Origin of the sequence: Stenotrophomonas sp. SAU14A_NAIMI4_8, assembly GCF_003086695.1 — a bacterium.
Classification (GTDB): Bacteria; Pseudomonadota; Gammaproteobacteria; order Xanthomonadales; family Xanthomonadaceae; genus Stenotrophomonas.
Genome location: NZ_CP025999.1, coordinates 3,196,778 through 3,221,606, shown reverse-complemented (window position 1 = coordinate 3,221,606; position 24,829 = coordinate 3,196,778). Strand labels below are relative to the sequence as shown.

Annotated in this window: 20 protein-coding genes, 1 pseudogene and 1 riboswitch; of the genes and pseudogenes, 11 read left to right on the top strand and 10 right to left on the bottom strand. The window is 67.7% G+C overall.

What is annotated here, in order from left to right; genetic code table 11:
- The first annotated feature begins 4 nt into the window (after positions 1 to 4).
- Positions 5 to 649 carry a transcriptional regulator gene (locus C1930_RS14805; protein WP_234412672.1) on the top strand — a complete coding sequence of 215 codons (645 nt, stop codon included), beginning with the start codon at positions 5 to 7 and terminating at the stop codon, positions 647 to 649.
- Positions 612 to 1,019, top strand: a complete 408-nt coding sequence (locus C1930_RS14800) for a hypothetical protein (protein WP_108772060.1) — start codon at positions 612 to 614, stop codon at positions 1,017 to 1,019. The genes C1930_RS14805 and C1930_RS14800 overlap by 38 nt, the downstream gene beginning before the upstream one ends.
- Here the strand turns inward: C1930_RS14800 and C1930_RS14795 are convergent.
- The 3 genes from C1930_RS14795 to C1930_RS14785 form a co-directional block, all read right to left on the bottom strand.
- Complete coding sequence (locus C1930_RS14795) at positions 1,016 to 1,648, bottom strand: M23 family metallopeptidase (RefSeq protein ID WP_108772059.1); 633 nt, start codon at positions 1,646 to 1,648, stop codon at positions 1,016 to 1,018. The genes C1930_RS14800 and C1930_RS14795 overlap by 4 nt on opposite strands.
- A 4-nt stretch (positions 1,649 to 1,652) precedes the next feature.
- Complete coding sequence (locus tag C1930_RS14790) at positions 1,653 to 2,609, bottom strand: L,D-transpeptidase (protein WP_108772058.1); 957 nt, start codon at positions 2,607 to 2,609, stop codon at positions 1,653 to 1,655.
- 91 nt (positions 2,610 to 2,700) lie between these two features.
- Positions 2,701 to 3,120, bottom strand: coding sequence for a hypothetical protein (locus tag C1930_RS14785; RefSeq protein WP_108772057.1), 420 nt, complete (start codon positions 3,118 to 3,120; stop codon positions 2,701 to 2,703).
- A gap of 77 nt (positions 3,121 to 3,197) precedes the next feature.
- On the opposite strand from C1930_RS14785, the gene C1930_RS14780 reads away from it, so the two are divergent.
- From C1930_RS14780 to C1930_RS14765, 4 genes are all read left to right on the top strand, one after another.
- Positions 3,198 to 3,557 carry a MerR family transcriptional regulator gene (locus tag C1930_RS14780; RefSeq protein ID WP_108762636.1) on the top strand — a complete coding sequence of 120 codons (360 nt, stop codon included), beginning with the start codon at positions 3,198 to 3,200 and terminating at the stop codon, positions 3,555 to 3,557.
- Positions 3,558 to 3,670: 113 nt separating this feature from the next.
- Entirely contained in the window at positions 3,671 to 5,797 is a 2,127-nt protein-coding gene (locus C1930_RS14775) for a methyl-accepting chemotaxis protein (RefSeq protein ID WP_108772056.1), read from the top strand.
- 176 nt (positions 5,798 to 5,973) lie between these two features.
- Entirely contained in the window at positions 5,974 to 6,777 is an 804-nt protein-coding gene (locus tag C1930_RS14770) for a hypothetical protein (RefSeq protein ID WP_108772055.1), read from the top strand.
- Positions 6,774 to 7,493 carry an alpha/beta fold hydrolase gene (locus C1930_RS14765; protein WP_234412671.1) on the top strand — a complete coding sequence of 240 codons (720 nt, stop codon included), beginning with the start codon at positions 6,774 to 6,776 and terminating at the stop codon, positions 7,491 to 7,493. Before C1930_RS14770 ends, C1930_RS14765 begins: the two co-directional genes overlap by 4 nt.
- Before the next feature lie 11 nt (positions 7,494 to 7,504).
- Here C1930_RS14765 and C1930_RS14760 read toward each other — a convergent pair whose 3' ends face one another.
- A complete protein-coding gene (locus tag C1930_RS14760; protein ID WP_108753823.1) occupies positions 7,505 to 7,687 on the bottom strand; it encodes a hypothetical protein in 183 nt (60 codons plus the stop codon).
- A 23-nt stretch (positions 7,688 to 7,710) separates the two neighbouring features.
- Positions 7,711 to 9,744 (bottom strand): annotated as a pseudogene (locus C1930_RS14755) (catalase); the annotation flags it as partial.
- Between the two features lie 181 nt (positions 9,745 to 9,925).
- On the opposite strand from C1930_RS14755, the gene C1930_RS14750 reads away from it, so the two are divergent.
- From C1930_RS14750 to C1930_RS14740, 3 genes are all read left to right on the top strand, one after another.
- Complete coding sequence (locus tag C1930_RS14750) at positions 9,926 to 10,636, top strand: AraC family transcriptional regulator (protein ID WP_108753821.1); 711 nt, start codon at positions 9,926 to 9,928, stop codon at positions 10,634 to 10,636.
- A 75-nt stretch (positions 10,637 to 10,711) separates the two neighbouring features.
- Positions 10,712 to 12,088, top strand: a complete 1,377-nt coding sequence (locus C1930_RS14745) for an amino acid permease (protein WP_199911451.1) — start codon at positions 10,712 to 10,714, stop codon at positions 12,086 to 12,088.
- A gap of 120 nt (positions 12,089 to 12,208) precedes the next feature.
- Complete coding sequence (locus C1930_RS14740) at positions 12,209 to 12,619, top strand: VOC family protein (RefSeq protein WP_108772053.1); 411 nt, start codon at positions 12,209 to 12,211, stop codon at positions 12,617 to 12,619.
- Positions 12,620 to 12,910: 291 nt separating this feature from the next.
- Here C1930_RS14740 and gcvP read toward each other — a convergent pair whose 3' ends face one another.
- On the bottom strand, positions 12,911 to 15,778 hold the full coding sequence (gene gcvP, locus C1930_RS14735; protein ID WP_108772052.1) for an aminomethyl-transferring glycine dehydrogenase: 2,868 nt from the start codon (positions 15,776 to 15,778) through the stop codon (positions 12,911 to 12,913).
- A 62-nt stretch (positions 15,779 to 15,840) separates the two neighbouring features.
- A riboswitch (glycine riboswitch) is annotated at positions 15,841 to 15,943 on the bottom strand.
- Between the two features lie 299 nt (positions 15,944 to 16,242).
- Here gcvP and C1930_RS14730 point away from each other — a divergent pair.
- Entirely contained in the window at positions 16,243 to 17,481 is a 1,239-nt protein-coding gene (locus tag C1930_RS14730; protein ID WP_108772051.1) for a multidrug effflux MFS transporter, read from the top strand.
- A gap of 60 nt (positions 17,482 to 17,541) precedes the next feature.
- On the top strand, positions 17,542 to 17,934 hold the full coding sequence (locus C1930_RS14725; protein ID WP_108772612.1) for a hypothetical protein: 393 nt from the start codon (positions 17,542 to 17,544) through the stop codon (positions 17,932 to 17,934).
- Positions 17,935 to 18,012: 78 nt separating this feature from the next.
- On the opposite strand, the gene C1930_RS14720 is transcribed toward C1930_RS14725, so the two are convergent.
- The 4 genes from C1930_RS14720 to C1930_RS14705 form a co-directional block, all read right to left on the bottom strand.
- Entirely contained in the window at positions 18,013 to 19,974 is a 1,962-nt protein-coding gene (locus tag C1930_RS14720) for a M2 family metallopeptidase (RefSeq protein WP_108772050.1), read from the bottom strand.
- Positions 19,975 to 20,572: 598 nt separating this feature from the next.
- Entirely contained in the window at positions 20,573 to 22,222 is a 1,650-nt protein-coding gene (locus tag C1930_RS14715; protein WP_108772049.1) for a phosphoethanolamine--lipid A transferase, read from the bottom strand.
- The gene (locus tag C1930_RS14710) at positions 22,219 to 22,971 is read right to left on the bottom strand and encodes a phosphatase PAP2 family protein (protein ID WP_199912367.1); all 753 of its coding nucleotides are present in this window, start codon (positions 22,969 to 22,971) and stop codon (positions 22,219 to 22,221) included. The genes C1930_RS14715 and C1930_RS14710 overlap by 4 nt, the downstream gene beginning before the upstream one ends.
- Positions 22,972 to 23,082: 111 nt before the next feature.
- Positions 23,083 to 24,786 (bottom strand): glycosyltransferase family 39 protein, encoded by a 1,704-nt coding sequence (locus tag C1930_RS14705; RefSeq protein ID WP_108772048.1) that lies wholly within the window; start codon positions 24,784 to 24,786, stop codon positions 23,083 to 23,085.
- Positions 24,787 to 24,829 lie beyond the last annotated feature (43 nt).

Below are 24,829 nucleotides of genomic sequence, written 5' to 3'. Positions count from 1 at the left end.
CAATATGGGTATATCCGCCGCCACTGCCTCTTCATCCGGCCCCATCGGGTTGGCCGACGCGCTGTTCACCCAGACCCAGCAACGGGTGCTGGCCCTGCTGTTCGGTCAGGACCGCAGCGATTTCAGCATTTCCGAACTGATCAGCGGCAGTGGCGCCGGCTCGGGCGCCGTGCAGCGCGAAGTGGCCAAGCTGGTCGCCAGCGGTCTGGTGAACCAACGCAAGGTGGGCAACCAGAAGCGCTACCGGGCCAACGCGCAGTCGCCCATCTACGCCGAACTGGTGTCGCTGGTGCACAAGACCGTGGGCCTGGCCGGTCCGCTGCGCGATGCATTGCAGCCGCTGCAGGACCAGATCACCTGTGCATTCGTGTACGGATCGGTGGCCAAGCGCAGCGACACCGCGCACAGCGACATCGATCTGCTGCTGGTGTCCAATACCTTGGGCTATGCTGAGCTGATGGCCGCGCTGGACCCGCTGGAGGCCCACCTGGGGCGGCCCGTGAATCCGACGCTGTACACGCACGACGAACTGAGCGAGCGCCTGCGCAAAGGCAATGCCTTCCTGCAGCGGGTGCTGGAACAACCCAAGCTGTGGGTGATTGGAGGAAAGGATGACCTCGCCTTTGCAGAACCTGGTGGGGCCGGGTAAGCCGCTTGCGCTGGAGCCGCCGGACGCGCGCGAGATCGAGGGACTGCAGCGTTCCGGCCTGGCGCGCCTGCGCGATGCACGCAACGCCACGCTTTCGCTGGAAAGCCGCTTCGACCTGGCCTACAACGCGGCCCACGCGCTGAGCCTGGCGGCACTGCGCGGGCAGGGCTACCGGCCAAGCAACCGCTACATCGTGTTCCAGTCACTGAAGCACACCTTGGGCGTTGGCCCGGAGGTCTGGCGCGTACTGGACAAGTGCCACCAGCAGCGCAACCTGGCCGAGTACGAGGGCGAGCTGGATGTCAGTGGTCGCCTGGTGGAAGACCTGATTGCCGCGTGCGAGGCGGTGCGGGTTGCTTCTGGGATTTAGAACAATGGATACGGGTTGATCGATTCACCCTTCCACCACTGCTTCTCCGGCCCCAGCACATGCACCTCGAAATGCAGGTGTGGGGCATCGGCGCTGGCATTGCCGGTGCTGCCCACATAACCGATCACATCGCCGCGCTTGATCGCCTGTTTTTCCGCCAGGCCGTCGGCGTAGCGCTGCAGGTGCGCGTAGTAGTAGCACCATTGCCCGCTGGGTTCGAACTGGTAGACGGTCAAGCCACCGCGCTCGCTGTCGAACAGCTTTTCCACTGTACCGTCGGCCACCGCCAGTACCGGCGTGCCGGCCGGCGCCATGATGTCGATGGCATCGTGCACGCGTCCTTCGCTGCGCGCATCGGTGAAGGTGTCACGCAACTGCGCGCGCAGCACGCCCTGCACCGGCAGCAGCAGGCCGATCGGTTGCGCAGCGGCGGCGCCAGCGGTTGGCGCCACGGCAGGCGAGGGCGCCGGCGCAGTGGCCGGCTCGGGCTCAGCCAACACCGCGGGCGCGGCCTGCACCACGGCCTGCGCTGGCGTCGACGCAGGTGCAGGCCCAGCCTCACGCCGCAGCCACCAGCCCAGCCCCAGACCGAGCACCACTCCCAGCACGATCAGCTGCGACAGCCGCATGGCATCACTCCTGCATCACCACGGGCACCGATTCGTCCACCGCATCGGCCACGCGCAGCGCATCCCAGTTGGTCATGCGCACGCAGCCATGCGATTCGGTCTTGCCCACGTGGCCGGGTTCGGGGGTGCCGTGCAGGCCGTAATGCGGCTTGGACAGATCGATCCAGACCCGGCCAACCGGATTGTTCGGGCCCGGCGGCAGCGTCGCCTTCTTGTCGCCCTTGCGGGCATCCCAGAACAGCTTCGGGTTGTAGTGGAACGGCGGGTCGCGGAACACGCCGAGGATCTTCCATTCGCCGATCGGCAGCGGATCGTGCTCGCTGCCGGAGGACACCGGCACCTGCGCGATCACCTTGCCCTGCGCATCCAGCAGCTGCAGGGTGGAATCGGATTTGTCGATCAGCACCTTGGCCGCTTTTGCCAGCGGCGCTGGGGCGATGTTGGGTACCTGGATGCGACTGCCGGCCTTGCCCAGGTCCACGCCGGGGTTCAGCGCTTTCAGCAGCTCGGGTGAGGCGTGGAAGCGCTCGCCCAGCGCTTCTTCCCCGCTGGCGTAGCCCAGGGCTTTCAGCTTGGCCTGCGCAGCAGGTGTCTTCGGTACCGGCTGGAACGGCCCGGCCACGTCTTCTTCCGTCAGCGTGTAGCTGGCCAGTGGCGCGGTGGCATCGGCCTGCAGCGCCTTCCAGGTGGCATCGTCCAGTTCACCGGTCACTGTCAGCCCGTGCGCGGCCTGGAAGCCCGACACCGCGCGGCGCTGGTTGCTGCCCACTTCGCCATCGATCTGGCCGGGCGAAAAATTGGCGCGGTCCAGCAGTACCTGTGCGTGCAGCGGCGATCGCAGTGCGGTGTCCGGGCCGGCCTGCTCGGCAATGGGGGCGGGCAGGCCGGCGGGCGGCGCCTGCGCGAACACAGGGCTGGCCAACAGCGAAAGCGCAAGGACGGCTACACGGGGTGAAAGCATGGAAAGCTCCTGCGGGGTACGCATGCACCATGCCTGTGCCCCGCGGCCAGCCTGCGTGAACGCGCCGCCTTGGGTCTGTGAAGCGGGACGGTCAGGGCGTGTCTGCCTTCTCGACCGCAGGCCGCGCAATCCGTTGCAGCTGCAGTACGCCGAACGCCACTTCGGCCGCGGTGAACAGCAGCACGATGCTGCTGGCCCCGTGTACCACGGCGTACACCTGCCAGACAGCAAACAAGCCGCGGGCAACGGCATCCAGGCGTCCCATCAGCACGCTGGGGGACCACCAGCGCGCCAGTGACCACACCACCACCACCGATCCCAGCAGGTTGGCCAGCAGCATGTGCAGCGGGTCCAGCGCGGGCACCGCGCCGGGCAGCGACCAGGCGGCGGCCAGCGCGGCCATGGCCGCGTGCACGGCGGCGAAGCCCCAGGGCAGGGCGAAGGGCAGGGTGACCAGCAGGTCGTAGGCGGCGCTGGCACGGACGATACGCAGATAGGAGGGGAGCTGCATGGAGCACTCGTTCGCTGAAAGAGCGCCCACTGTCAGGCCTGAAGTAAACTTCAAGGTCAAGCTTTGTTGGAGCATCCATGCGCATCGGTGAACTGGCCCAGGCCTGCGGGCTGTCCCGCGAAGCACTGCGCTTCTACGAGAAGCAGGGCCTGATCGGCGCCCGCCGGCTGGGCAACGGCTACCGCGACTACCCGCCGGAAACGGCGATGCTGGTGCACTACATCCGCACCGCACAGCAGCTGGGCTTCACCCTGGCCGAGATTGGCCAGCGCCTGCCCACCCTGTGGCAGCAGGAGGACGCCGGCGCACTGCTGGCCATCGCCCTGCAGCAGAAGCTGGCCGACATCGATGCGCGCATCCATGCCCTGAGCGCGCTGCGCGATGACCTGGCCGGCCGCCTGGCCAGTGCCTGCCCGCTGCAGCCCAGCGCTGGCTGAGGTGGGCCGGCCCCACAACGTGAACGGCACCGGAAGCGTTCACACTGCGTGCGTCAAGGCGGCGTGAGGGCAGGCCGATAAGGTCGGACCCCCCCACGTCTTTGGATGCATCGATGAACTACTTGAGGAACGTCAGGGTTGCCTGGCGTCTTGGCCTTGGCTTTGGCCTGCTGTTGCTGCTGGTCGCGGCCGTGGTCGCTACCGGTGCCACCGCCACTGCCGTGCAGAAGCACGCCATGCAGCAGGTTGTGGACGTAAGCGTGGCCAAGGTGCGGCTGCTGTCAGAAATGCTGGACGCCAACAACCAGATGATGGTCGTGCGCCGCGAGATGCTGATCCGCCAGGGCGACGCCCGCGAGGCCGACGAGCAGCGCATTGCCGACCTGGTCAAGCGCTACGAAACCAGCTGGACCCGCTACCAGGCGCTGCCCGGTGATGCCGACGGCAAGGCGATTGGCGAGGCCATCGCGGCAAAGCGCGCCATCGCACGGCCCCTCAACAAGCAGACCAGCGAGCTGATGTCGCAGGGCGATTTCCCCGGCGCGGTAGCCCTGACCCTGGGTCCGGTGCAGGAAGCAGCCAATGGCTGGAACCAGGCCCTGGCCGATGGCGTGGCCTACGAGGAAAAGGAAAGCCGCGAAGCGGCCGCCGAAGCCATCCGCCTGGGCGAGCGCAGCCTGCTGCAGTTGTTGGTGCTGGGCGGCGTTGCGCTGCTGGTCGGCATTGCGGCCTCGGTGATGATCGGTCGCAGCATGACCGCGCCGCTGGCGCGTGCCGTGCAGTTGGCCCAGCGCCTGTCCAAGGGCGAACTGGACCAGGAATTCCGCCTGGGTGGCCGCGATGAGCTGACCCAGCTGGGCGAGGCCATGGCCAGCGTGCGGCAGAGCGTGCAGGCCGCCATCGGCGCGCAGCTGCAGATGGCCGAGCAGCATGAGGCTGGCGCGATCCGTTACCGCATGGATGCCAGCGCCTTCCCCGGCGACTTCGGCCGCATGGTGCAGGCCACCAACACGCTGGTGGAATCGCACGTGCAGGTGGAACTGCTGATGGCCGAGGTCATGCAGCGCTACGCGATCGGCGATCTCAGCCGCGACCTGCCGCAGTACCCGGGCGAGAAGGGCGAATTCACCCGCACCCTGGCGGCGGTGAAGCAGAGCCTGATGGCCATCAGTGCGCAGATCGACGGCCTGGCCCGTGCAGCGGGCGCCGGCGATTTCAGCGTGCGTGGCGATGCCGCCGCGTTCCAGTTCCAGTACCAGGCCATGGTCGAGCATCTGAACGCGATGATGGCCAGCTCGCAGTCCAGTATTTCCGACGTGTCCGACGTGCTGCAGGCCATTGCCCAGGGCGACCTGACCGCGCGCATGGACGGCCAGTACCAGGGCGTGTTCGCGCGCATGCGCGACGATGCCAACACCACCACTGCGCAGCTGACCGGCATCGTGCGTGGCATCCAGGATGCCGCCGGCAGCATCAACAACGCGGCGCAGGAACTGGCCGCCGGCAACAGTGACCTGTCGCGCCGTACCGAACAGCAGGCAGCGAATCTGGAAGAAGCCGCCGCGTCGATGGAAGAACTGACCTCGACCGTGCGCCAGAATGCCGAGCTGGCCCGCCAGGCCGACAGCGAAGCGCACGCGGCCGGTGCCGCAGTGCGTGCGACCGAACAGGCCATGGCGCAGATGGCAACGGTGATGGGGGAGATCGACCAGTCCTCGGCACGCATCTCGGAAATCTCCGCCACCATCGACGGCATCGCGTTCCAGACCAATATCCTGGCGCTCAATGCCGCCGTGGAAGCGGCGCGTGCCGGCGAGCAGGGGCGTGGCTTTGCCGTGGTGGCCAGTGAAGTGCGCACCCTGGCCCAGCGTGCCGGCGTGGCCGCCAAGGAGATCAAGGAGCTGATCGACGATTCGGCGGCCAAGGTACGCAGCGGCCTGGACGTGACGGTGGAGTCGCAGGCCGCCATTGCCCGCCTTGCCCAGGCCAGCGCACGCACCAACCAGCTGATGAGCGATATTGCCGCGGCCAGCAAGGAACAGGCGGCCGGCATCGAGCAGGTCAACCAGGTGGTGGTGCAGATGGACCAGGTGACCCAGCAGAACGCGGCGCTGGTGGAAGAAGCCACCGCAGCCAGCCGGGCGCTGGAAGAGCAGGCCGAGGCGCTGGCCACGTCGGTGGCGGTGTTCCAGCTGGAGCAGGGCACCGCTGCCCGCGCCACGGTGGCGCGCGCAGCCTGACCGGCCGCCCCCGGTAGCGTCGAGCTTGCTCGACGCTACCGGGACTGCGGCGGTCAAGAACGTAGAGTCGAGCTTGCTCGACTGCTCTTGATCTACCCACGCAGGCAGTCGAGCAAGCTCGACTCTACCGCCGGGCGCCGTTTTCGGCGATGCTCGGGGGCAAAGGGGGATCGGGCATGGACAGCAGGGAACCGGAACCGGCCTATGGCGATGTGCCGCGGCTGCAGGATATCGAGGTCGTAGCCGTTGCCGCGCGGGAGCCACCGACCGACTGGTCGATGCTGCCGCTGACCCGTGGCGACGATGATTCCCTGGTGATGCGGGCCCTGCGGCGCATGCGCCGCGAACCGGCGCTGCTGTTCACCGTGGCCTATCTGCTGGTGTCACTGCTGGGCCTGTGGTGCAGTTTCTGGTTCTACCAGGGCTTTGAACTGTCGATCCTGGATTACATGCAGCCCAGCGACTTCCTGGTGGCCGGCATGCGCGACCCCGCTTACGTGCTGTTGCTGCTGCTGGGCGTGTTGCTGGTGCTGCTGGTCAGCTGGCCCGACACCCTGCGCGCGCGCAACGCGGCCAAGCTGCAGACGCTGCGCCAGCGCAGCATGCTGTGGCGGGTGGTGCTGTCGCGCTCGGTGCTGACCAGTTGGGATGGGCTGCGGCTGCGCGCACTCACCGCGATGACCCTGGCCGTGGCAGCGTTCATGGCCGTCGGCGCAGCGAACTATGTGATGGTGCGCGGCGAGCAGATCCGCAACCACGGGCGCGGCGAAGTCGTGCAGCTGCAGCTCAATGGCGATGCGGCACCGTTGCCGGGCACCGCGCGTCTGCTCGGTTCCAGCAGCGCCTTCCTGTTCGTCTGGTGGCCACAGCAGCGGCGTGCCGAAGCGATTCCGATCGCCGCCGTGCGCAAGCTGCAGGCGCTGCCGGTCGCGGTGCGCACGCCGGCGCCGGCCGCACCCGCGCCGGGGGCGCCACGTTGACCGGCCTGGTGCCGCCCTGCCTGGTGATGTTGCCGGGGCTGGATGGCACCGGCCACCTGTCGGTCGCGTTCCTGGCCGCCGTCCGCGCGCACGGTGTGCCCACCCGCGCGCTGGCCCTGCCCAGCAACGGCCCGCAGGACTACGCCAGCCTGCTGCAGCTGCTGCGCCCGCAGCTGCCCAGCCAGCCGTTCGTGCTGCTGGGTGAATCCTTCGCCGGCCCGTTGGCCATGCAGTTGGCGGCGGAGGCGCCGCCCGCGCTGCGCGGACTGGCACTGTGCACCACCTTCGCGCGCCGCCCGTTGCCGGTTCCGGCTGCCGGTGCAGCGTTGCTCGCGCCCGCCTGGCCACTGCCGGCGTGGCCGATGCCACCGTTGCTGCTGCTGTCGCGGCTCTTGTTGGGGCGCTGGCGCAGCCGGCAGACCGTGCGTGAGCTGCGCCTGGCGCTGGCCCAGGTGCCAGCAGCCACGCTGCGCCAGCGTGCTGCCGCCACCCTGCGCGTGGATGCGCGCCAGGCGCTGCCGCGCATCGCGGTGCCCACGTTGTGCCTGCAGGCCCGCCAGGATCGCCTGCTGTGGCCGCCAAGCGTGGCCGAACTGCAGGCGCTGCTGCCGGACGCCCGGCATGTCACCCTGGAAGGGCCGCACCTGCTGCTGCAGGCGCGCACCGACGCGGCCGCCACCGTGGTGTCCAGTTGGGTGAAGGCCCTGCCGGGCTGACGCGCCGTCCGCTAGCGGTGGTCCTTGCGCCCACTGCCACTTCGCTTGCCACCGCCGTCCTGCTTGTTCACGGTGGCCCAGGCAATGCGCTCGGCCGTGCTCTTGCTGGCGCCACGCTCGCGTTCGCTTTCTTCGATGTGCGCGGCCTGGCGCTTCTGCTTGTCGGTGTACGCAGATTTATCACCTTGGGACATGTCGTTTCTCCGGGAAGGAAGATTCAGGCCAGCAGGCGCAGCTTGGGTTCGCGCGCCCATTGGCGGGTGGCCGCGACAGCCAGGAAGCCCTTGGCGTCCTCGGCCTCGACGATGCCGGCGTCATTGCCCACGCGCGCGGCCTTCAACAGCGCCTGGCCGCCCGCATCGCTGGCGATCGCCTTCAGATGGGCCCAGGCGTGGCTGACGAACTCCATGGCGGCCGCTTCCTTGACCAGTGCCTTGGCGGCGTCAGCGCTGAGCACCACCGCCACCGCATCGAACAGCACCGACGGCGTGCCGGCCAACTGGCCGTCGGCGGCCTGCACCTTGCCGTCGCTCAGGCGCGCACCGCCTACCTTCGGCGCGACCAGCTTCACCTCGGCGCCGGCCTTCTGTGCGGCCTTGCGCAGGCTGGCGATCAACCCCGCGTCCGAGCCTTCATCGAACAGGATGCCGATGCAGCGCCCCTGCAGCGTGTCCTTGGTACGGCCGATGATGCGCACTTCGGGCACGGCGGGCATGTCGCGTGCCGGTGTTGCGGTCGGCGCAGGTTCGGGCAGGTCTGCCAGCGCCAGTCCGTCGGCCACGCGTTTGGCCAGCGACTCATCGATGTTGCGCAGGTGGCTGACGGTGCGCACGCGCACCTTCAGCGTTTCCACCTTCGACAGTTCAAACACCAGGGACGAGGCGAGGTGTGCCTGCTCGGGCTTTTCCAGGCTGCGGAAGAACGCCCGCGCCTGGCTGTAGTGGTCAGCGAAGCTTTCCGCACGGGTGCGCCCCTTGCGTCCGTCGTCGGCCGTGGCGTGGCTGCGGAATCCAGCCTGCGTTTCGCGCGGGCTGTCGTCCTCCAGCGAACTGGGGTCATAGGCCACGCGCCCCTTCGGCACCTGCATCTGCATGTGTCCGTCGCGCTGGTGGTTGGCGAAGGGGCATTTGGGCGCATTGACCGGAATCTGGTGGAAGTTCGGGCCACCCAGCCGGATCAACTGCGTATCCAGGTACGAGAACAACCGCCCCTGCAGCAGCGGGTCGTTGCTGAAGTCGATGCCCGGCGGCACGTTGGCCGGGCAGAACGCCACCTGTTCGGTTTCGGCGAAGAAATTGTCCGGCCAGCGGTCCAGCACCATCCGGCCGATCACCTGCAGCGGCACCAGCGATTCGGGAATGATCTTGGTGGGATCCAGGTGGTCGAACGGGAACGACTCGGCATCTTCCTCACTGAACAGCTGCACGGCCAGTTCCCATTCGGGGAAGTCGCCGCGCTGGATGGCCTCGAACAGGTCGCGACGGTGGAAGTCATTGTCGGCGGCCTGCAGCTTCACCGCTTCGTCCCAGACGGTGGACTGGATGCCCAGCTTCGGCCGCCAGTGGAACTTGACGAAGGTGGAATCGCCGGCCTCGTTCAACAGGCGGAAGCTGTGCACGCCGAAGCCTTCGATCATGCGCAGCGACCGCGGAATGGCGCGATCGCTCATCGCCCACATGATCATGTGCATCGATTCGGGCATCAGCGAAATGAAATCCCAGAACGTATCGTGCGCGCTGCCGGCCTGCGGGTAGCCGCGGTCCGGCTCCATCTTCACCGCGTGCACCAGGTCGGGGAATTTCATCGCGTCCTGGATGAAGAACACCGGGATGTTGTTGCCGACCAGGTCCCAGTTGCCTTCCGGCGTGTAGAACTTCACCGCGAAGCCGCGCACATCGCGCGGGGTATCGACCGAGCCGGCACCGCCGGCCACGGTGGAAAAACGGGTGAACACCGGCGTCTTCGCGCCCACCTCGGTGAGCACGCGGGCGCGGGTGTACTTGCCCAGCGACGTGGTCAACTGGAAATAGCCATGGGCCGCAGTGCCGCGCGCATGCACGATGCGTTCGGGAATGCGCTCATGGTCGAAGTGGGTGATCTTCTCGCGGAGGATGAAATCCTCCAGCAGGGTGGGGCCGCGCGGCCCCTGGCGCAGCGAATTCTGGTTGTCGGCCACCGCGATACCCTGGGCGGTGGTCATGGCCGGGTGCGTGCCACCGGCCTGCAGGTGCAGTTCGTCACCCTCGCCGCGCGGCGGGTTCTGGGTCTTATGCGACGGGGCGGTTGCGCGCTTGCCGGTGGGCTTGCTGGCGGCCATCAGGGTGTCTCCGGGGTACGAGGGGGCAGGGCATGACAGTCGCGCCCGGTCCGTTAACCCACGGTCCGCCGCGGGTGAACGTACGGGCAAAAGCCGGCTCGGGTATGCTTGCCGCATGCGAGTCGAGCCCACCGACATCGAAGCCCTGTTCGACGCCATTCCGGACGTGCTGTTCTTCATGAAGGACCGGCAGGGGCGCTATACCCACGTCAACCAGACCATGCTGCGGCGGCTGGGGCTGCGTGCGCGCAAGGACGTGATCGGGCGCACCGCCGCCGAGATCTATCCCACCGGCCTGAGCGCCGACTACGTGGACCAGGACGCGCGCGTGCTGGGCGGTGAAGTGATCGAGAACCTGATGGAACTGCACCTGTTCGCCAACCGCGAACCGGGCTGGTGCCTGACCTGCAAGCGGCCGCTGCTGGTGGAGGGGCAGATCCAGGGGCTGATCGGCATCTCCCGCGACCTGGGGCAGAAGGACAGCCTGGGCGCACAGTACGAACAGCTGCGGCTGGCGCTGGCGCATCTGAACGCGCACTACGCCGAAAACGTGCGCATGCAGACCCTGCTGGACATCACCGGCTTCTCGCTGTCCAAACTCGAGCGCAGCTTCCGCAAGGTGTTCCAGATGACCCCGCAGCAGGTGCTGACCCGCCTGCGCATCCAGATGGCCATGCACCTGCTGCACGGCCAGGACAGCATTGCCTGCATCGGCCAGGCCTGCGGTTTCAGCGACCAGAGCGCCTTCACCCGCAAATTCAAGGCCGAAACCGGCTTTTCGCCGCGCGCCTACCGGGCCCGCATCGGCGAACCGCTGCCGGCCTGAGCGCCCTGCTGCACTGTGCCTATCCCGCCGGGTGGGGGACAATGTAAGGTGTCGCCCCTGTAGCCGCCGCCAGCCCTGCCGATGCCCGCCAACCCTTCTTCGACCGCTTCGACCTCGCGCCTGGGCCATTCGCTCAAGCCGCGCCAGCTGATCATGATGGGCCTGGGCAGCGCGATCGGCGCCGGGCTGTTCCTGGGCTCCGGTGTAGGCGTGCAGGCGGCCGGGCCGGCGGTACTGGTGTCCTACCTGGTGGCCGGCGCGCTGGTGATCATTGTGATGAACGCCCTGGGCGAGATGGCCGCGGCCAAGCCGACCAGCGGTGCGTTCTCGGTGTATGCCGCCGATGCCATGGGAGCCACTGCCGGTGCCACCGTGGGCTGGCTGTGGTGGGTGCAGCTGGTGATCGTGATCGCTGCCGAGGCGGTGGGCGCGGCCGGGCTGCTGGCCACCGTCTGGCCCGCAGTACCGGTACCGATGGCCGCGCTGGCCTTCATGCTGTTCTTCACCGCCATCAACCTGCTGGGGGTGAAGAATTTCGGCGAGTTCGAGTTCTGGTTCGCCATCCTCAAGGTGGCGGCAATCCTGGCCTTCATCGCCATCGGCATCGCCCTGCTGATGGGCTGGCTGCCGCAGGTCACCTCGCCGGGGCTGAGCAACTTCACCCAGCACGGGGGCTTCGCGCCCAAGGGCCTGGCCGGCATCGGTGCGGCGCTGCTGGTGGTGGTGTTCGCCTTTGGCGGCACCGAGATCGTGGCGGTGGCCGCCGCGGAAACCGAAGACCCCGAGCGCAGCATCGCCCGTGCCATCCGTACCGTGGCCTGGCGCATCCTGGTGTTCTACATTGGTTCGCTCAGCGTCATCATCGCGGTGGTGCCGTGGAACAGCGAGTCGCTGAAATCGCCGTTTGCCGCCGTGCTGCAGGTCGCCAACATTCCAGGCGCGGCCACGGCCATCACCCTGATCGCAGTCATCGCCCTGCTGTCGGCGCTCAATGCCAACCTGTACGGTGCCTCGCGCATGATCTTCTCGTTGGCCCAGCGCCGCGAAGCACCGGCCGTGCTGGGCTGGACCGACCCGCGCCAGGTGCCGGTGATCGCCGTGCTGGCCAGCGTGCTGTTCGGCTTCGCCGCCACCATCATGGAACTGCTGTTCCCGGACAAGGTGCTGCCGGTGCTGCTGAACATCGTCGGCTCCACCTGCCTGCTGGTGTGGACGCTGTCGCTGGTCTCGCAGCTGGTGCTGCGCCGCCGCGCCGACCGCCTGGGCACGCGCCTGCCGTTCCGCATGGCCGGTTTCCCGTGGCTGACGGTGTGTGCGCTGGCCATCCTGGCGCTGATCTTCGGCCTGTTGCTCAGCGAAGCGCAGACTCGCCTGCAGTTCCTGTCCATGGTGGCGCTGACGGCGACCATCGCGGCCGGCAGCGCGATCGCACGGCGCCTGCGCGAGGCCTGACCGCCGCCTTCGCATCGAGGCCGCCGGGCGTGGCCCGGCGCTACCGATACATGGTGCCTACATCTGCGGTGCGATCCTGATGGTCTGGGTCCTGAGCGACCCGTCGAACAGGAGCACCGCATGCTGCGCAGCCGTCCTTTCCTGATGTTCACCGGCCAGGCCGAGGCCGCCCTGGCGCTGTACGCCGAAGCCTTCGCCGATTTCCGCCTGCTGGCCCTGCAGCGCCATCCCGAAGGCGCCGGCGCGGGCGTGCCGGGGCAGGTGCGGCAGGCGATCTTCCTGCTGGGTGGCACCCACTACCTGTGCTTCGACAGCCTGGATGTGCACGATTTCACCTTCAGCCCGTCGATTTCGCTGTTCGTGGAATGTTCCGGCGCCGAGCAGTTCGAGCGCGCGGCGCGGGCGCTGGGCGAGGGCGGGCACTGGCTGATGCCGGTGGGCGATTACGATTTCAGCAACCGCTATGGCTGGGTGCAGGACCGCTTCGGCGTGTCGTGGCAGTTGAGCCTGGGGCAGATGCCGGACCCGTGATCGGATTATTGTGGGTGTGGACCGATCCTTGTGGGTGTGGACCTTGGTCCACACGCCCTTCAACAAACGGCCCGCTTGCGCGGGCCGTTCGCGGTGAAGCAGTCGAGCAAGCTCGACTCTACGTGCAGCACCGCTTCGGCGTGTCGTGGCAGTTGAGCCTGGGGCAGATGCCGGGCCCGTGAGTCCACGGCATCCACGCATGGCGTGGATCTACTCCAGGATGCCGGCAGTAGATCCACGCCATGCGTGGATGCAAACGAAAACGGCCCGCTTGCGCGGGCCGTTTGTCGATCATGCTTCGACTTCGTCGTCCTTGTAGGCATCGACCGGGATGCAGGCGCACATCACGTTCTTGTCGCCGTACACGTTGTCCACGCGCGCCACCGGCGGCCAGTACTTCTGCAGCTTCAGGCTGGGCAGCGGGAAGGCGGCCAGTTCGCGCGGGTAAGCGTGGGTCCACTCGCTGGCCGTCACCGCGGTGGCGGTGTGCGGGGCGTTCTTCAGCGGGTTGTCCTCGCGGTCCAGGCGGCCGTCTTCGATCGCGCGGATTTCCTCGCGGATCTGGATCATCGCGTCGATGAAGCGGTCCAGCTCGTGCAGCGATTCGCTTTCGGTCGGTTCGACCATCAGCGTGCCGGCCACCGGGAAGCTCAGGGTGGGGGCATGGAAGCCGAAGTCGATCAGACGCTTGGCCACGTCTTCGGCGCCCACGCCGCTGGTCTTCTCCAGCGGGCGCACGTCCAGGATGCACTCGTGTGCCACCAGGCCGTTGCGGCCGGTGTACAGGGTCTTGAAGTGCGGGGCCAGGCGCTTGGCGATGTAGTTGGCGTTGAGCTGGGCCACCTGGGTGGCCTTGCGCAGGCCTTCGGTGCCCATCATGGCGATGTACATCCAGCTGATCGGCAGGATCGAGGCGCTGCCGAAGCTGGCCGCGCTGACCATGCCGACCGGGCCGTTGTCGCCCAGCTTGCCCGGCAGGAACGGGGCCAGGTGTTCCTTCACCGCACACGGGCCCACGCCCGGGCCACCGCCGCCGTGCGGGATGCAGAAGGTCTTGTGCAGGTTCAGGTGGGACACGTCCGAACCCCACTTGCCCGGCTTGGCTACGCCCACCAGGGCGTTCATGTTGGCGCCGTCGGTGTACACCTGGCCGCCGTGCTGGTGGATGATCTCGCAGATCTCGACCACTTCCTCCTCGAACACGCCGTGCGTGGACGGGTAGGTGATCATGATCGCGGCCAGGCGGTCGCTGTACTTCTCGGCGTTGACGCGGATGTCTTCGACATCGACGTTGCCGTTGGCATCGGTCTTGGTCACCACGACCTTCATGCCGCACATCTGCGCCGAGGCCGGGTTGGTGCCGTGCGCCGAATCCGGAATCAGGCAGATGTCGCGGTGGCCTTCGCCGCGCGAGCGGTGGTAGGCGCGGATCGCCAGCAGGCCGGCGTACTCACCCTGCGCGCCGGAATTGGGCTGCAGGCTGACCGCATCGTAGCCGGTGCATTCCACCAGCATGGCTTCCAGCGATTCGATCAGTTCCTTGTAGCCCAGCGCCTGGTCGGCCGGCACCAGCGGATGGATCTGCGAGAACTCCGGCCAGGTGACCGGGATCATCTCGGCGGTGGCGTTGAGCTTCATGGTGCACGAGCCCAGCGGGATCATCGTGCGGTCCATCGCCAGGTCCTTGTCGGCCAGCGAACGCAGGTAGCGCAGCAGTTCGTGCTCGCTGTGGTGGGTATTGAACACCGGGTGGGTCAGGAACGCGGACTGGCGCAGCAGGCCGGCCGGCAGCGCGTCGGCGGTGCTGGCGTCCAGCGCTTCCACGTCCAGGCCGGCACCGAACACGGCGGCCAGGGCCACGATGTCGGCGCGGGTGGTGGTCTCGTCCAGGCTGATGCCCACCGAGTCGCTGTCGATCGCGCGCAGGTTGTAGCCGGCGGCGCGTGCCTTGGCGTGGATCTCATCGGCGTGCACGCCGGTGATGTGCAGGGTGTCGAAGAAGTCGCCACCGACCTGCACGCCGGCGCTGCGCAGCGCCGCGGCCAGGATCGAGGCCAGGCGGTGGGTGCGGCGGGCGATGCGGGTCAGGCCATCCGGGCCGTGGTAGACGGCGTACATGGACGCCATCACCGCCAGCAGCACCTGCGCGGTGCAGATGTTGGAGGTGGCCTTCTCGCGGCGGATGTGCTGCTCGCGGGTCTGCAGGGTCAGGCGGTAGGCCGGGTTGCCCTGCGCATCGATGGACACGCCGATCAGGCGGCCCGGCATCGAGCGCTTGTAGGCATCGCGGCAGGCCATGAAGGCCGCGTGCGGGCCACCGAAGCCGAACGGCACGCCGAAGCGCTGGCTGTTGCCGACCACGATGTCCGCGCCCCATTCGCCCGGGGCGGCCAGCAGGGTGAGCGCCAGCAGGTCGGTGGCCACGGCCACCAGGCCGCCACGCGCGTGTACGGCATCGACCAGCACCTTGTAGTCGCCCACCTGGCCGAAGGTGTCCGGGTACTGCAGCAGCAGGCCGAAGGCTTCGGCTTCCAGTGCTTCGGCCGGGGTGCCCACGCGCAGCACGATGCCCATCGGCTCGGCGCGCGTGCGCAGCAGTTCCAGGGTCTGCGGATGCACCGCATCGTGCACGAAGAAGGTATCCGACTTCGACTTGGCCGAACGCTTGGCCAGGGTCATCGCTTCAGCGGCGGCGGTGGCTTCGTCCAGCAGCGAGGCGTTGGCGATCTCCATGCCGGTCAGGTCGGCGCACAGGGTCTGGAAGTTGATCAGCGCTTCCATGCGGCCCTGCGAGATTTCCGCCTGGTAAGGGGTGTAGGCGGTGTACCAGGCCGGGTTCTCCAGGATGTTGCGCAGGATCACGTTCGGCGTGTGGGTGCCGTAGTAGCCCTGGCCGATGAAGCTGCGCAGCACGGTGTTCTTGTCGGCGATCGCGCGGATCTTGGCCAGCGCCTGCACTTCGGTGATCGATTCGGGCAGAGCCAGCGGCGCGGGCGACTTGATCTTCGCCGGCACGATGGCATCGGTCATCGCATCCAGCGTGGCGTGGCCGACCACGTCGAGCATCTGCGCGATCTCGGCGTCGTTGGGGCCGATGTGGCGTTCAACGAACGCGCTGTGGTGCTCGAGCTCACGCAGGGAGGGGGTGTTCTGGGACATGGCGAAGGATCCGTCAGGGAAGGGCACACGCACGGGCACAAGCCGCCGGTCGGCGGTCTGCGGGGCGCCCCTCTGTCCTTTTGCCTGAGAGTTTAAAAGCGCGGAAAACCGCAGCTTCGTGCCCCTTCGGCGCCGGATCGAACCGGTCTCTCCAGAGTTGTGTTACGGGTGGTATCGGGCCTGAGCGATTACGGGCGTTGCGCCTTCGGCAGCGGTGTTCCGCTTCTCCCACCGTGTTGCCCGCCGATTATAGCCGGTTGCCGGACCGGCGCAGTGGGGCGCGGCCGCATTGACGGGGCTGAATGGAGGATGGCCCGGACCCTGCGTGGCCGCGTTCCTCCATGGCGTCGGCAGGCCGGGGCGCCTATCATGGGTGGACTCTCGTATTCATCTGGCGCCGTCCCTGCCACGGGGAAGCGGCGCCTGCCGTGCATGCTGCGCACGGCCCTGCCGGACGCCCGCCGATGACCGCCGCCGTTGCACCCTCCACCCGTCGCATGGCCCTGCTGCTGGCCGGCCTGGCCATGTTCGGCCCGTTCTCCATCGACACCATCTTCCCGGCCTTCCCGCAGCTGGCCCAGCGCCTGGCCGTGGATGAAGTGGCGGTGCAGCAGACCATCAGCGTGTACCTGCTGTTCTACGGCCTGATGAGCCTGGCCCACGGCCCGCTGTCCGACGCCTGGGGGCGCAAGCGGGTGATCCTGGGCGGGCTGGTGGTGTTCGTCGGCGCCTCGGTGGGCTGCGCGCTGTCCACCGATCTGAGCACGCTGCTGGTGTTCCGCGCCGTACAGGGCCTGTCGGCCGGCGTGGGCATGATCGTCGGCCGCGCGGTCATCCGCGATCTGTACCACGGCCATGACGCGCAGCGGCTGATGAGCCAGGTGTCCATGCTGTTCGGCATCGCCCCGGCCATCGCACCGATCATCGGCGGCTGGATCCTGCTCAGCGGCGCCGGCTGGCCGCTGATCTTCTGGTTCCTGGTGGTGTTCTCGCTGCTGCTGCTGGTGGCCACGGCGCGTTTCCTGCCCGAAACCCACCCCGTGGAAGCCCGCGTGCCGCTGTCACCGCGCGGCCTGCTGCGTGACTACGTGCGCATCGGCTTCAACCCGCGCTTCCTGCGCCTGGCGCTGGCCGGCAGCATCAACTTCGGTGGCATTTTCCTGTACATCGCCTCTGCACCGGTGTTCGTGATGCAGCACCTGCACCTGGGCGAAGGCGGCTTTGCCTGGTTGTTCATTCCCACCATTGGCGGCATGACCCTGGGCTCGTTCCTGTCCGGGCGCATGGCCGGGCGTACCCTGCCGACCCGCCAGATCAGCATCGGTTTCACCCTGTGCGCGCTGTCGGCACTGCTGAACATCAGCTACGTGGCGCTGGCGCCGCAGCTGGCCCTGCCTTGGGCGGTGCTGCCGATCTTCGTGGGCGGCACCGGCATGGCGCTGATCTTCCCGATCCTGGCCCTGGCGGTGCTGGACATGTACCCGCACCAGCGCGGCCTGGCCTCGTCGCTGCAGGCCTTCGTGCAGCTGATGATCAGCACCGTGGTGGCCGGCGTGGTCTCGCCGCTGCTCAGTGCCAGCCCCCTGCACCTGGCGCTGGGCCAGGCCGGTTTCTTCGCCGCCGGCTTCGTGTTCTGGTACTGGGAACACATGCGCCAGCGCGCCCTGCAGGCCCCTGTCCAGGAGCAGCCGCCGCTGGCGTGAAGCGGCGCGGCGGCCGGGCTGGGTTATTCTTGCGCCCCCTTGCTGTTCGATACGACCCCCATGTCCACCACGTCCAAGATCCGCCGCGACCAGCGTCGCCGCCAGGAAAAGCAGGCTGCCAACAAGGCGGCGGCCACCGCTTCGCCGGTCGAACCGCATGCCGAACTGCGCGATCCGCAGCGTGCCCTGCTGGCCGGTGTGGTCCGCCGCGATGGCGAATGGGTGCTGGGCATGGATGGCCGCATTGCCGGCCAGACCCACAGCGCCGCGCACGTGCTGGCCATGATCATGCAGGCCGGTGAGCTGCACGAGCGCAATGGCACGCCGGTGCGCCTGATCTATTCCGATGCGCTGCGCGATGCGGCGCAGGCCGAAGTGCAGGAGAAGGGGCTGACCTTCGATGAGTTCAAGGCCGAGCTGGCCGCGGTGATGGCGGCGAAGAAGGACAGCTGATCGTGCATTGCGGTAGCGCCGGGCCATGCCCGGCGAGAATGAAAGGGGCGGATCCTCGCGGATCCGCCCCTTTCCGTTTTACTTCGCCGGTGCCGCGCTGGCCTGCCAGCCGCACATCTGGCCTTCGTTCTGCTGCTTCAGCCACTCGTTGACCGGGGTGAAGTACTCGATCATCGGGCCGGCGTCGAGCTTGTCGCTGCCGGTCAGCTCCTTCAGCGTGGCCTGCCACGGCTGGCTGGCGCCCTTGCTCAGCATCGCCCAGTACTTCTGCCCGGCTTCCTTGTTGCCGTAGAAGGTGCACTCATGCAGCGGGCCCTTGTAGCCAGCCGCATCGCACAGGCCCTTGTAGAACTGGAACTGCAGGATGCGGGCCAGGAAGTAGCGGGTGTACGGGGTGTTGCCCGGCACGTGGTACTTCGCGCCCGGATCGAAGAACTCCTCGCCGCGCGCGCTGGCCGGAGCCACGCCCTGGTACTTGGCCTTCAGGTCCCACCAGGCCTTGTTGTAGTTGTCCGGGGTGATCGAACCATCAAACACACCCCAGCGCCAACGATCAATCATCAGGCCGAACGGCAGGAACGAAACGCCCGACAGCGCCATGCGCATCTGGTTGTTGATCACCGCTTCGCGGCTTTCGGTCGGGGCATCGACCAGGCCGATCGAGCTGAGGTACTTGGGCGTCATCGCCAGCACGATTGTGTCGCCGATCGCTTCATGGAAGCCATCGTTGGCACCGCCCTGGAACAGCGGCGGCAGCGGGTTGTAGGCCAGGTCGTAATAGATGTGGCCCAGCTCGTGGTAGATGGTGGTGAAGTTTTCTTCGTTGGGCTTGATGCACATCTTGGTGCGCACGTCGCCTTCCATGTTCATGTCCCAGGCACTGGCATGGCAGACCACGTCGCGGTCGTCGGGCTTGATGAACTGGGTCTTGTCCCAGTACGACTGCGGCAGCGAAGGCATGCCCAGCGAGACGTAGAAGTCCTGGGCACGTTCGGTCATCTGCCGTGCGGTGCGCAGCTCGGCTTCACGCTGTGCCTTGTAGCGCGCGGTCACGTCGGCGTCCTTGCCGGCCTTGTCCAGCGCCGCGCTCAGGTTGGTCTGGTACTGCTTTTCCAGCGCGGCGGTGATGTCCAGGCTGCCGGCACCGGGGTAGGGCTCCAGCTGGTCCCACAGGTTCGACCAGTCCTGCTGCCACATGTTGCCCAGCAGGTGCGCGGCGATCAGGCCGTTGCCCACTTCGGCCTTGTCCTTGCCATAGGTCTTGTCCAGCTTGCCGCGGGTGTAGCAGTGCAGCTGCTCGTACATCGGCTTGACCTGTTCCCACAGGCGGTCGGTTTCCGGCCCGATCTGCTCAGGCGGCATGTCGTAGCCGCTGCGCCACATCTGCCCGGCATCGCTGAAGCCCATGCCCTTGGCGCCTTCGTTCACCAGGCTGACGAACTGCTGGTAGTCGCCGCGCATGCCCTTGGTGGTGCTGTGCCAGCCCTGCCAGGCGTCCAGTTGCTTGTCATAGTCGCGGCTGCGCGACAGCACCTGTTCCAGGTCGCCCAGCTGGCGGCAGGAGGCCGGATCGTTGGCGTCGGTGCAGTACTTGCCGGCGCCGTAGCTGCCTTCCATGCGGGTGGCGATCTGGGTCAGCTGGGCCAGCTTGGCGGCATCGCGCGGTGCCGGCATCGACGACATCAGCTTCAGCAGGTGGATGGCGCGCTTGCTGTCTTCGCTCATCGGCTGGCCTTCGAACTTGGCGGCCTGTTCGATCCAGCTGTTGAGCTGGGTCAGCGAGCGTTCGTTGGCCTTGGCGGCGATGCGTTCGGAATCGCTGTTGATGTAGGTGGACGACAGCCACTGCGCCGAGGTCATCTCGGGGTAGGCGGCCTTGTATTCAGCGTTGATGCGGGCAACGAACTGGTCGGCGGTTTCCCCGGCCGGCGCGCTGGGGGCGGCGGCTTCAGAACCGGGGGTAGCTTCCTTCTTGCAGGCAACCAGGGCCAGCGTGGCGGCGGCGATTGCCGAGGCCAGCAGCAGATGGCGGTGTTTCACGGGTAGTCCTTGGGTGGTGAACGACGGCCGAAGGCTAGTGGGCGGCCGCAGCCACCGCAAGTGGCAAATGTCCGGCAGGGCTGCGCCCTGCACCCGCTCAATGCAACGGCAACGGCAACGGCAACGGCAAAGGCAACGGCAACGTCAAAAGCTGGGTATCCGTGGGGTGGCGGGGTGGGTCCGGTCGAGGGGGACGCCGTAAATACATCCATGTAGGCTCGGTCGCGCCATCCATGGCGCTCACGCCCCCTCGACCGGACCCACCCCACCTTCGACAGTTTCCTGCGATCTGTCGGAATGACTGGGTCGGATCCCGTTGCTGCGCAACGGGCTCTGACCCCAGATTTATTTGGATATCCGACAGATTTCATCCACGCATGGCGTGGATCTACTGACCACCGGCTAACTGTCAGAGGTGGGGCGGTGTCGGATTGCGGGGTGTCCGCGGCATGGATGCCGCGGCCAAGCCTACACGGACGTACTTGCGGCGTCCCCGCAATCCGACACCGCCCCGCCACCCCACGGATACCCCGCTTTTGACGTTGACGTTGACGTTGATTCGGCAGGTGCAGGGCTGCAAGCCCTGCCACAAATACCCCTACCGCGCGCAGTTGGCGAACACGTCGCGGTCGCGTTCGTACAGTGCGGTCTTCACCTGCATCAGCCCCAGCACCGAGGGGAACAGATTGTCATGGTCGGTGTAGGCCACCGCGCGCTTGCGCACGCACTGCAGATCCAATCCACGGCTGCGGGCGAAGCCCGGCGAGAACCAAATCGTCATCGGCACCCGGGTCTGCTCGGCCGGCGCGATCGCGTAGGGCACGCCATGCAGGAACAAGCCCTTTTCGCCCAGTGATTCACCATGGTCGGACAGGTAGATCATCGCCGTGTCGTAGTCATCCAGCCCCTGCAGCGTGCCGATCGTCCGGGCCAGGAAATGATCGGTGTAGAGCACTGCATTGTCGTAGCTGTTGGTGATCTGTTCGCGGCTGCACTGGCCGATGTCGCGGGTGTCGCAGGTCGGGGTGAAGCGGCGGAACGCGGCAGGGTAGCGCTCGAAGTACGCTGGCCCATGGTTGCCCAGCTGGTGCAGCACCACCACCCGGTCGCCGGGCTTTGCGCGCACCTGCGTGGCCAGGTCCTGCAGCAGGATTTCATCCATGCAGCGGCCATCCGCGCACAGTCCCGGCGTGGTCGCATCGGCCAGCGACTGGAACTGCAGACCTTCGCACACGCCCTTGCAGCCCGATTGGTTGTCACGCCACAGCGGGGTGATGCCGGCGCGGTTCAGTACGTGCAGCAGCGACTGGTGCGCGCGGATCTTCTTCTCGTCGTAGTCATGCCGGCCCCAGGGCGAGTACATGCACGGCAGCGAGACTTCGGTGCTGGTGCCGCACGAGTGCATGTCGGGGAAATTGATCACCGGCGCCTGGGCCAGCTCGGGCGTGGTGTTGCGGCCGCCGTTGAGGCCCCAGTCCTGCGCACGCAGCGTTTCTCCCATCACGATCACCAGCAACCGCGGCTTGCTGGTCGGCGCGCGTGGCGTCGCCATGGCGTCGGTGCCGATCGGCAGCTTCGGCGCGCGCTGCACCGGGTTGTCGCTGCGCAGTGCGCGCGGCAGGCCCAACATCACGTTCGCCGGCGTGGCCAGGTAGCGCACCTCGCGCTGGTTGCGCATCAGTGCCGACACATCCTGGAACGACAACAATGCACCGCCCAGCGCGGTTGCCGCTGCCAGCAGCAGGAAGCCCGCGCGCCACAGCAGCGTGCGGGTCCAGCTTCGGCTGCGCAGCTGCACGCGCCACAGCAGCAGCATCGGCACCGCCGCCAGCCACAGCAGCGGCCACAGCAGCGAAGCGGTCATCAGCTCACGGCTTTCCTTCGGGTCCGTGGCCAGTACGTTGCGCAGCATGTCCGCATCCAGATAGATGTGGTAGCGCCCCATGTAGTGCGCGGCGAGCGCGGTGACCAGCAACAGCAGGCTGACCATCACCTTGGCGTTCCAGCGCCACACAAGCAGCCCCAGCAGCACGCCATGCGCGCCCAGGAGCAACAGCAGCAGCGAAAGTGCATAGCGCAGGCTGCCGGGGTGGCTGGCCATCGCGCTGTGCCAGAACAGCCCGTTGCCTGCGACGGCGAAGAACAGGCAGGCCAGCGCGATCAGCGCTTCGGTGGACAGCAGCGGCCGCCACTGCAGCAGCGATGCCAGCGCGGGAAGGCGCGGCGAGCGTTCAACCGATGCGTTCATGCCTGTGCCTCCTGCCGGCGCGGGCGCGCCAGCCAGCGCTGCACGCCCAGGAAAAGCCCGAGCGAGAGCAGCCAGCACAGCAGCGCGGTGGCGACATCGTGCGAGAGGAAGTGCGCACCGCGCAGCTGCTGGCTGATGCCGAACATCAGCCCGGCGGCCAGGCCGATGCCCAGCCCCACCCAGCGCCAGCTGGGGCGCCAGAGCAGGGCGAAGAAGTACAGGCACAGCCATGCATAACCGGCACTGGCGTGGCCGGCGGGGAAGCAGGCACGCGCCGGCATGCCCTGCGGGCGGTGACTGAACAGACCCACGAAGGCATCGTGGCCGCCGTAGCGCAGCAGGTCCCACGGGCAGTCCATCGGCACCAGCGCCTTCAGCAGCGATACCAGCCCGGTGCCCAGTGCGACGGCGGCCACCACGTACAACAGCGCACAGCGCAGCGTGCGGTCACGCCCGCGGCGCCAGTGGTGGAAGCACAGCAGGATGGCGACCAGCGCGGCCAGGGTGCTCAGCCACTTGCCGCCCTGGTGCACCGCCACGCGGGTCAGCCAGGCTTCCTGCAGGGCCCAATGCCCGCCCTGCAGTTGGTACAGGTGATCGGCCAGCCACTGGTCCCCGCCGAAGCCCATCAGCAGGGCGAACGCTGGAATGCCAATGGCCAACGGCAGCCACAGATGGGTCAGCGCGAAGCGCGAGCCCAGCCGTGATGGGGCAATCGCGAGTGCGGGGGCAAGAGGATGTGCGGGCATGCGGGCCGGTGCCGTGGCGGGAATCGCGGCCATGCTGGTCAGCAACGTGTCGGAGAAGGGTCGGACCGGTGTTGCCGACCGGTTAATCTGCCGGCGCCGGCCGTGATCCGTTCAGTCTTCCTCCTGCGACATCCCGACCGTTGCCGCATGGCAATCCACGTTCCAGGCCGTACCTGGCAGCAGCAACCAGTGATTGCGGTTGGCCACGCCAATATCGACCACCTGCGCGCGGTCCACGCAGGGGCTCATGGCCTGGTCCAGCACCAGTACCCAGCGTGTGTGCGGGGCTTGCGCCAGCCACGGCCCCGCGTAGTGCCACTGCTCGTCCCAAGGGCGCTTGAAGCCGAACTCCTGCACCGGCCGATCGGCCTGCAACAGGTTCTGCTCCCGCCAGGCAACCATCGCCAGTTCGGCATCGGGCCCGATCCGCTGGCCAACCCGTTGCATCACCGCCGAAGCCGAGGCGAAGGGATCCAGCGCCGGAATCAGCAGGCCGCCGTACAGCAGCCACAGCAGGCCATGGCTGAGCAGCACCAACAGACCTGCGCGGCGCACCCGCAGCCACACGGCCAGCGTTGCCACGGCGATGGCGAAGCTCAACAGCCCTTGTCCCAGCACCGGCAGCAACGTCTCGGGCATCGCCCGTCGTGCCAGTTGTGCCTGCGCCCATGCGCTGTCGCTCATCAGCAGCACGCCCAGCGTACCGGTGCACAGCATCAGCGCGGCGCTGTAGCCGAACAGGTAACGCCGCACCCACACCAGGCGCAGCAGGCCCGGCAGCAGTGGCGCAACCGCCAGCGCCAGCGCTGGCAGCATGGGAAGCACATAGACCTCACGCTTGCCGGGGCTGGCGCTGAAGAACACCAGGACCAGCACCGCCCATCCCAACAGCAGCCAATGGCGCAGGTCGCCGCGGCGCAGGCGTCGCCACCACGGCCGCAGCAGCCAGGGCAACAGCAGGCTGCCGGGCAGCCACAGCGTGGCCATCACCTGCAGGTAGTACCAGACCGGTTGCCGGTGGTGCCACGCGTTGGCGTATCGCGTGCCGGTCTGTTTGAAGAGAAGCTCATGCGCATACGACTGCAATGCGGTGCTGGGCTCATGCAGCAGGGCCCAGCCCAGCGGCGCCAGCCAGACGGCCGTGCCCAGCAGGAAGGCCGGCAGCAACCACAGCAGGGTGGCCGGGTGCGGGCCGTCCACGGCCCGTCCCAAGTGGCGCCGGTGCAGCCGCCAGCCAAGCCAGGGGAGCACGATCAGCAGCGGCAGGAAGCCCACGCCCTTGGTCACCGTGCCGACGCCGGCGGCGGCACCGGCCAGCCACAACGCAGGCAGGTTGCGGCGTTCGCACAGATGGCGCAGCAGGCCCCACAGGGCGAGCGTGGTCATGGCCACCAGTACCATGTCGATCTGCGCACGCTTGGCCATCAGGCCGAACTGCAGAGTGCAGAACAGCGCGGCCACCGCGTACAGCGCATGCCGGGGCGACCACAACCGCCGGGCCAGGTCCGCCACCAGCCACAACGTCAGCAGCGCCGCCAGCAGCGACGGCAGCAGGAACGACCACTGCCAGCTTCCCACCAGCTGGTGCGCGGCCGCCTGCAACCACATGAACACCGGGGGTTTTTCCGCATACAGTTCGACCCCGCGATGGGGCAGCAGCCACTGCCCGCTTTCGACCATGCTGCGGGCCGCCAGTACGAAGCGCGGTTCATCCGGCGGCTGCGGCTGGCGCAGCCCCAAACCAGCCGCAAGGGCAACGGCAACCAGCAGCCACAGCAGGGGGTGCAGCCAACGGCGGGGCAGGGCGTCGGGCACGGCAGGCTCCGGGGCAAAAGCCACAGGCTGCGCTTGGCGGCGT

What these genes read in the sequence shown, in the direction of transcription:
- C1930_RS14805 (WP_234412672.1), top strand. Translation starts at nt 5, where the DNA reads ATGGGTATATCCGCCGCCACTGCCTCTTCATCCGGCCCCATCGGGTTG.
- C1930_RS14800 (WP_108772060.1), top strand. Translation starts at nt 612, where the DNA reads ATGACCTCGCCTTTGCAGAACCTGGTGGGGCCGGGTAAGCCGCTTGCG.
- C1930_RS14795 (WP_108772059.1), bottom strand. Translation starts at nt 1,648, where the DNA reads ATGCGGCTGTCGCAGCTGATCGTGCTGGGAGTGGTGCTCGGTCTGGGG.
- C1930_RS14790 (WP_108772058.1), bottom strand. Translation starts at nt 2,609, where the DNA reads ATGCTTTCACCCCGTGTAGCCGTCCTTGCGCTTTCGCTGTTGGCCAGC.
- C1930_RS14785 (WP_108772057.1), bottom strand. Translation starts at nt 3,120, where the DNA reads ATGCAGCTCCCCTCCTATCTGCGTATCGTCCGTGCCAGCGCCGCCTAC.
- C1930_RS14780 (WP_108762636.1), top strand. Translation starts at nt 3,198, where the DNA reads ATGCGCATCGGTGAACTGGCCCAGGCCTGCGGGCTGTCCCGCGAAGCA.
- C1930_RS14775 (WP_108772056.1), top strand. Translation starts at nt 3,671, where the DNA reads ATGAACTACTTGAGGAACGTCAGGGTTGCCTGGCGTCTTGGCCTTGGC.
- C1930_RS14770 (WP_108772055.1), top strand. Translation starts at nt 5,974, where the DNA reads ATGGACAGCAGGGAACCGGAACCGGCCTATGGCGATGTGCCGCGGCTG.
- C1930_RS14760 (WP_108753823.1), bottom strand. Translation starts at nt 7,687, where the DNA reads ATGTCCCAAGGTGATAAATCTGCGTACACCGACAAGCAGAAGCGCCAG.
- C1930_RS14750 (WP_108753821.1), top strand. Translation starts at nt 9,926, where the DNA reads ATGCGAGTCGAGCCCACCGACATCGAAGCCCTGTTCGACGCCATTCCG.
- C1930_RS14740 (WP_108772053.1), top strand. Translation starts at nt 12,209, where the DNA reads ATGCTGCGCAGCCGTCCTTTCCTGATGTTCACCGGCCAGGCCGAGGCC.
- gcvP (WP_108772052.1), bottom strand. Translation starts at nt 15,778, where the DNA reads ATGTCCCAGAACACCCCCTCCCTGCGTGAGCTCGAGCACCACAGCGCG.
- C1930_RS14730 (WP_108772051.1), top strand. Translation starts at nt 16,243, where the DNA reads ATGACCGCCGCCGTTGCACCCTCCACCCGTCGCATGGCCCTGCTGCTG.
- C1930_RS14725 (WP_108772612.1), top strand. Translation starts at nt 17,542, where the DNA reads ATGTCCACCACGTCCAAGATCCGCCGCGACCAGCGTCGCCGCCAGGAA.
- C1930_RS14715 (WP_108772049.1), bottom strand. Translation starts at nt 22,222, where the DNA reads ATGAACGCATCGGTTGAACGCTCGCCGCGCCTTCCCGCGCTGGCATCG.
- C1930_RS14710 (WP_199912367.1), bottom strand. Translation starts at nt 22,971, where the DNA reads ATGCCCGCACATCCTCTTGCCCCCGCACTCGCGATTGCCCCATCACGG.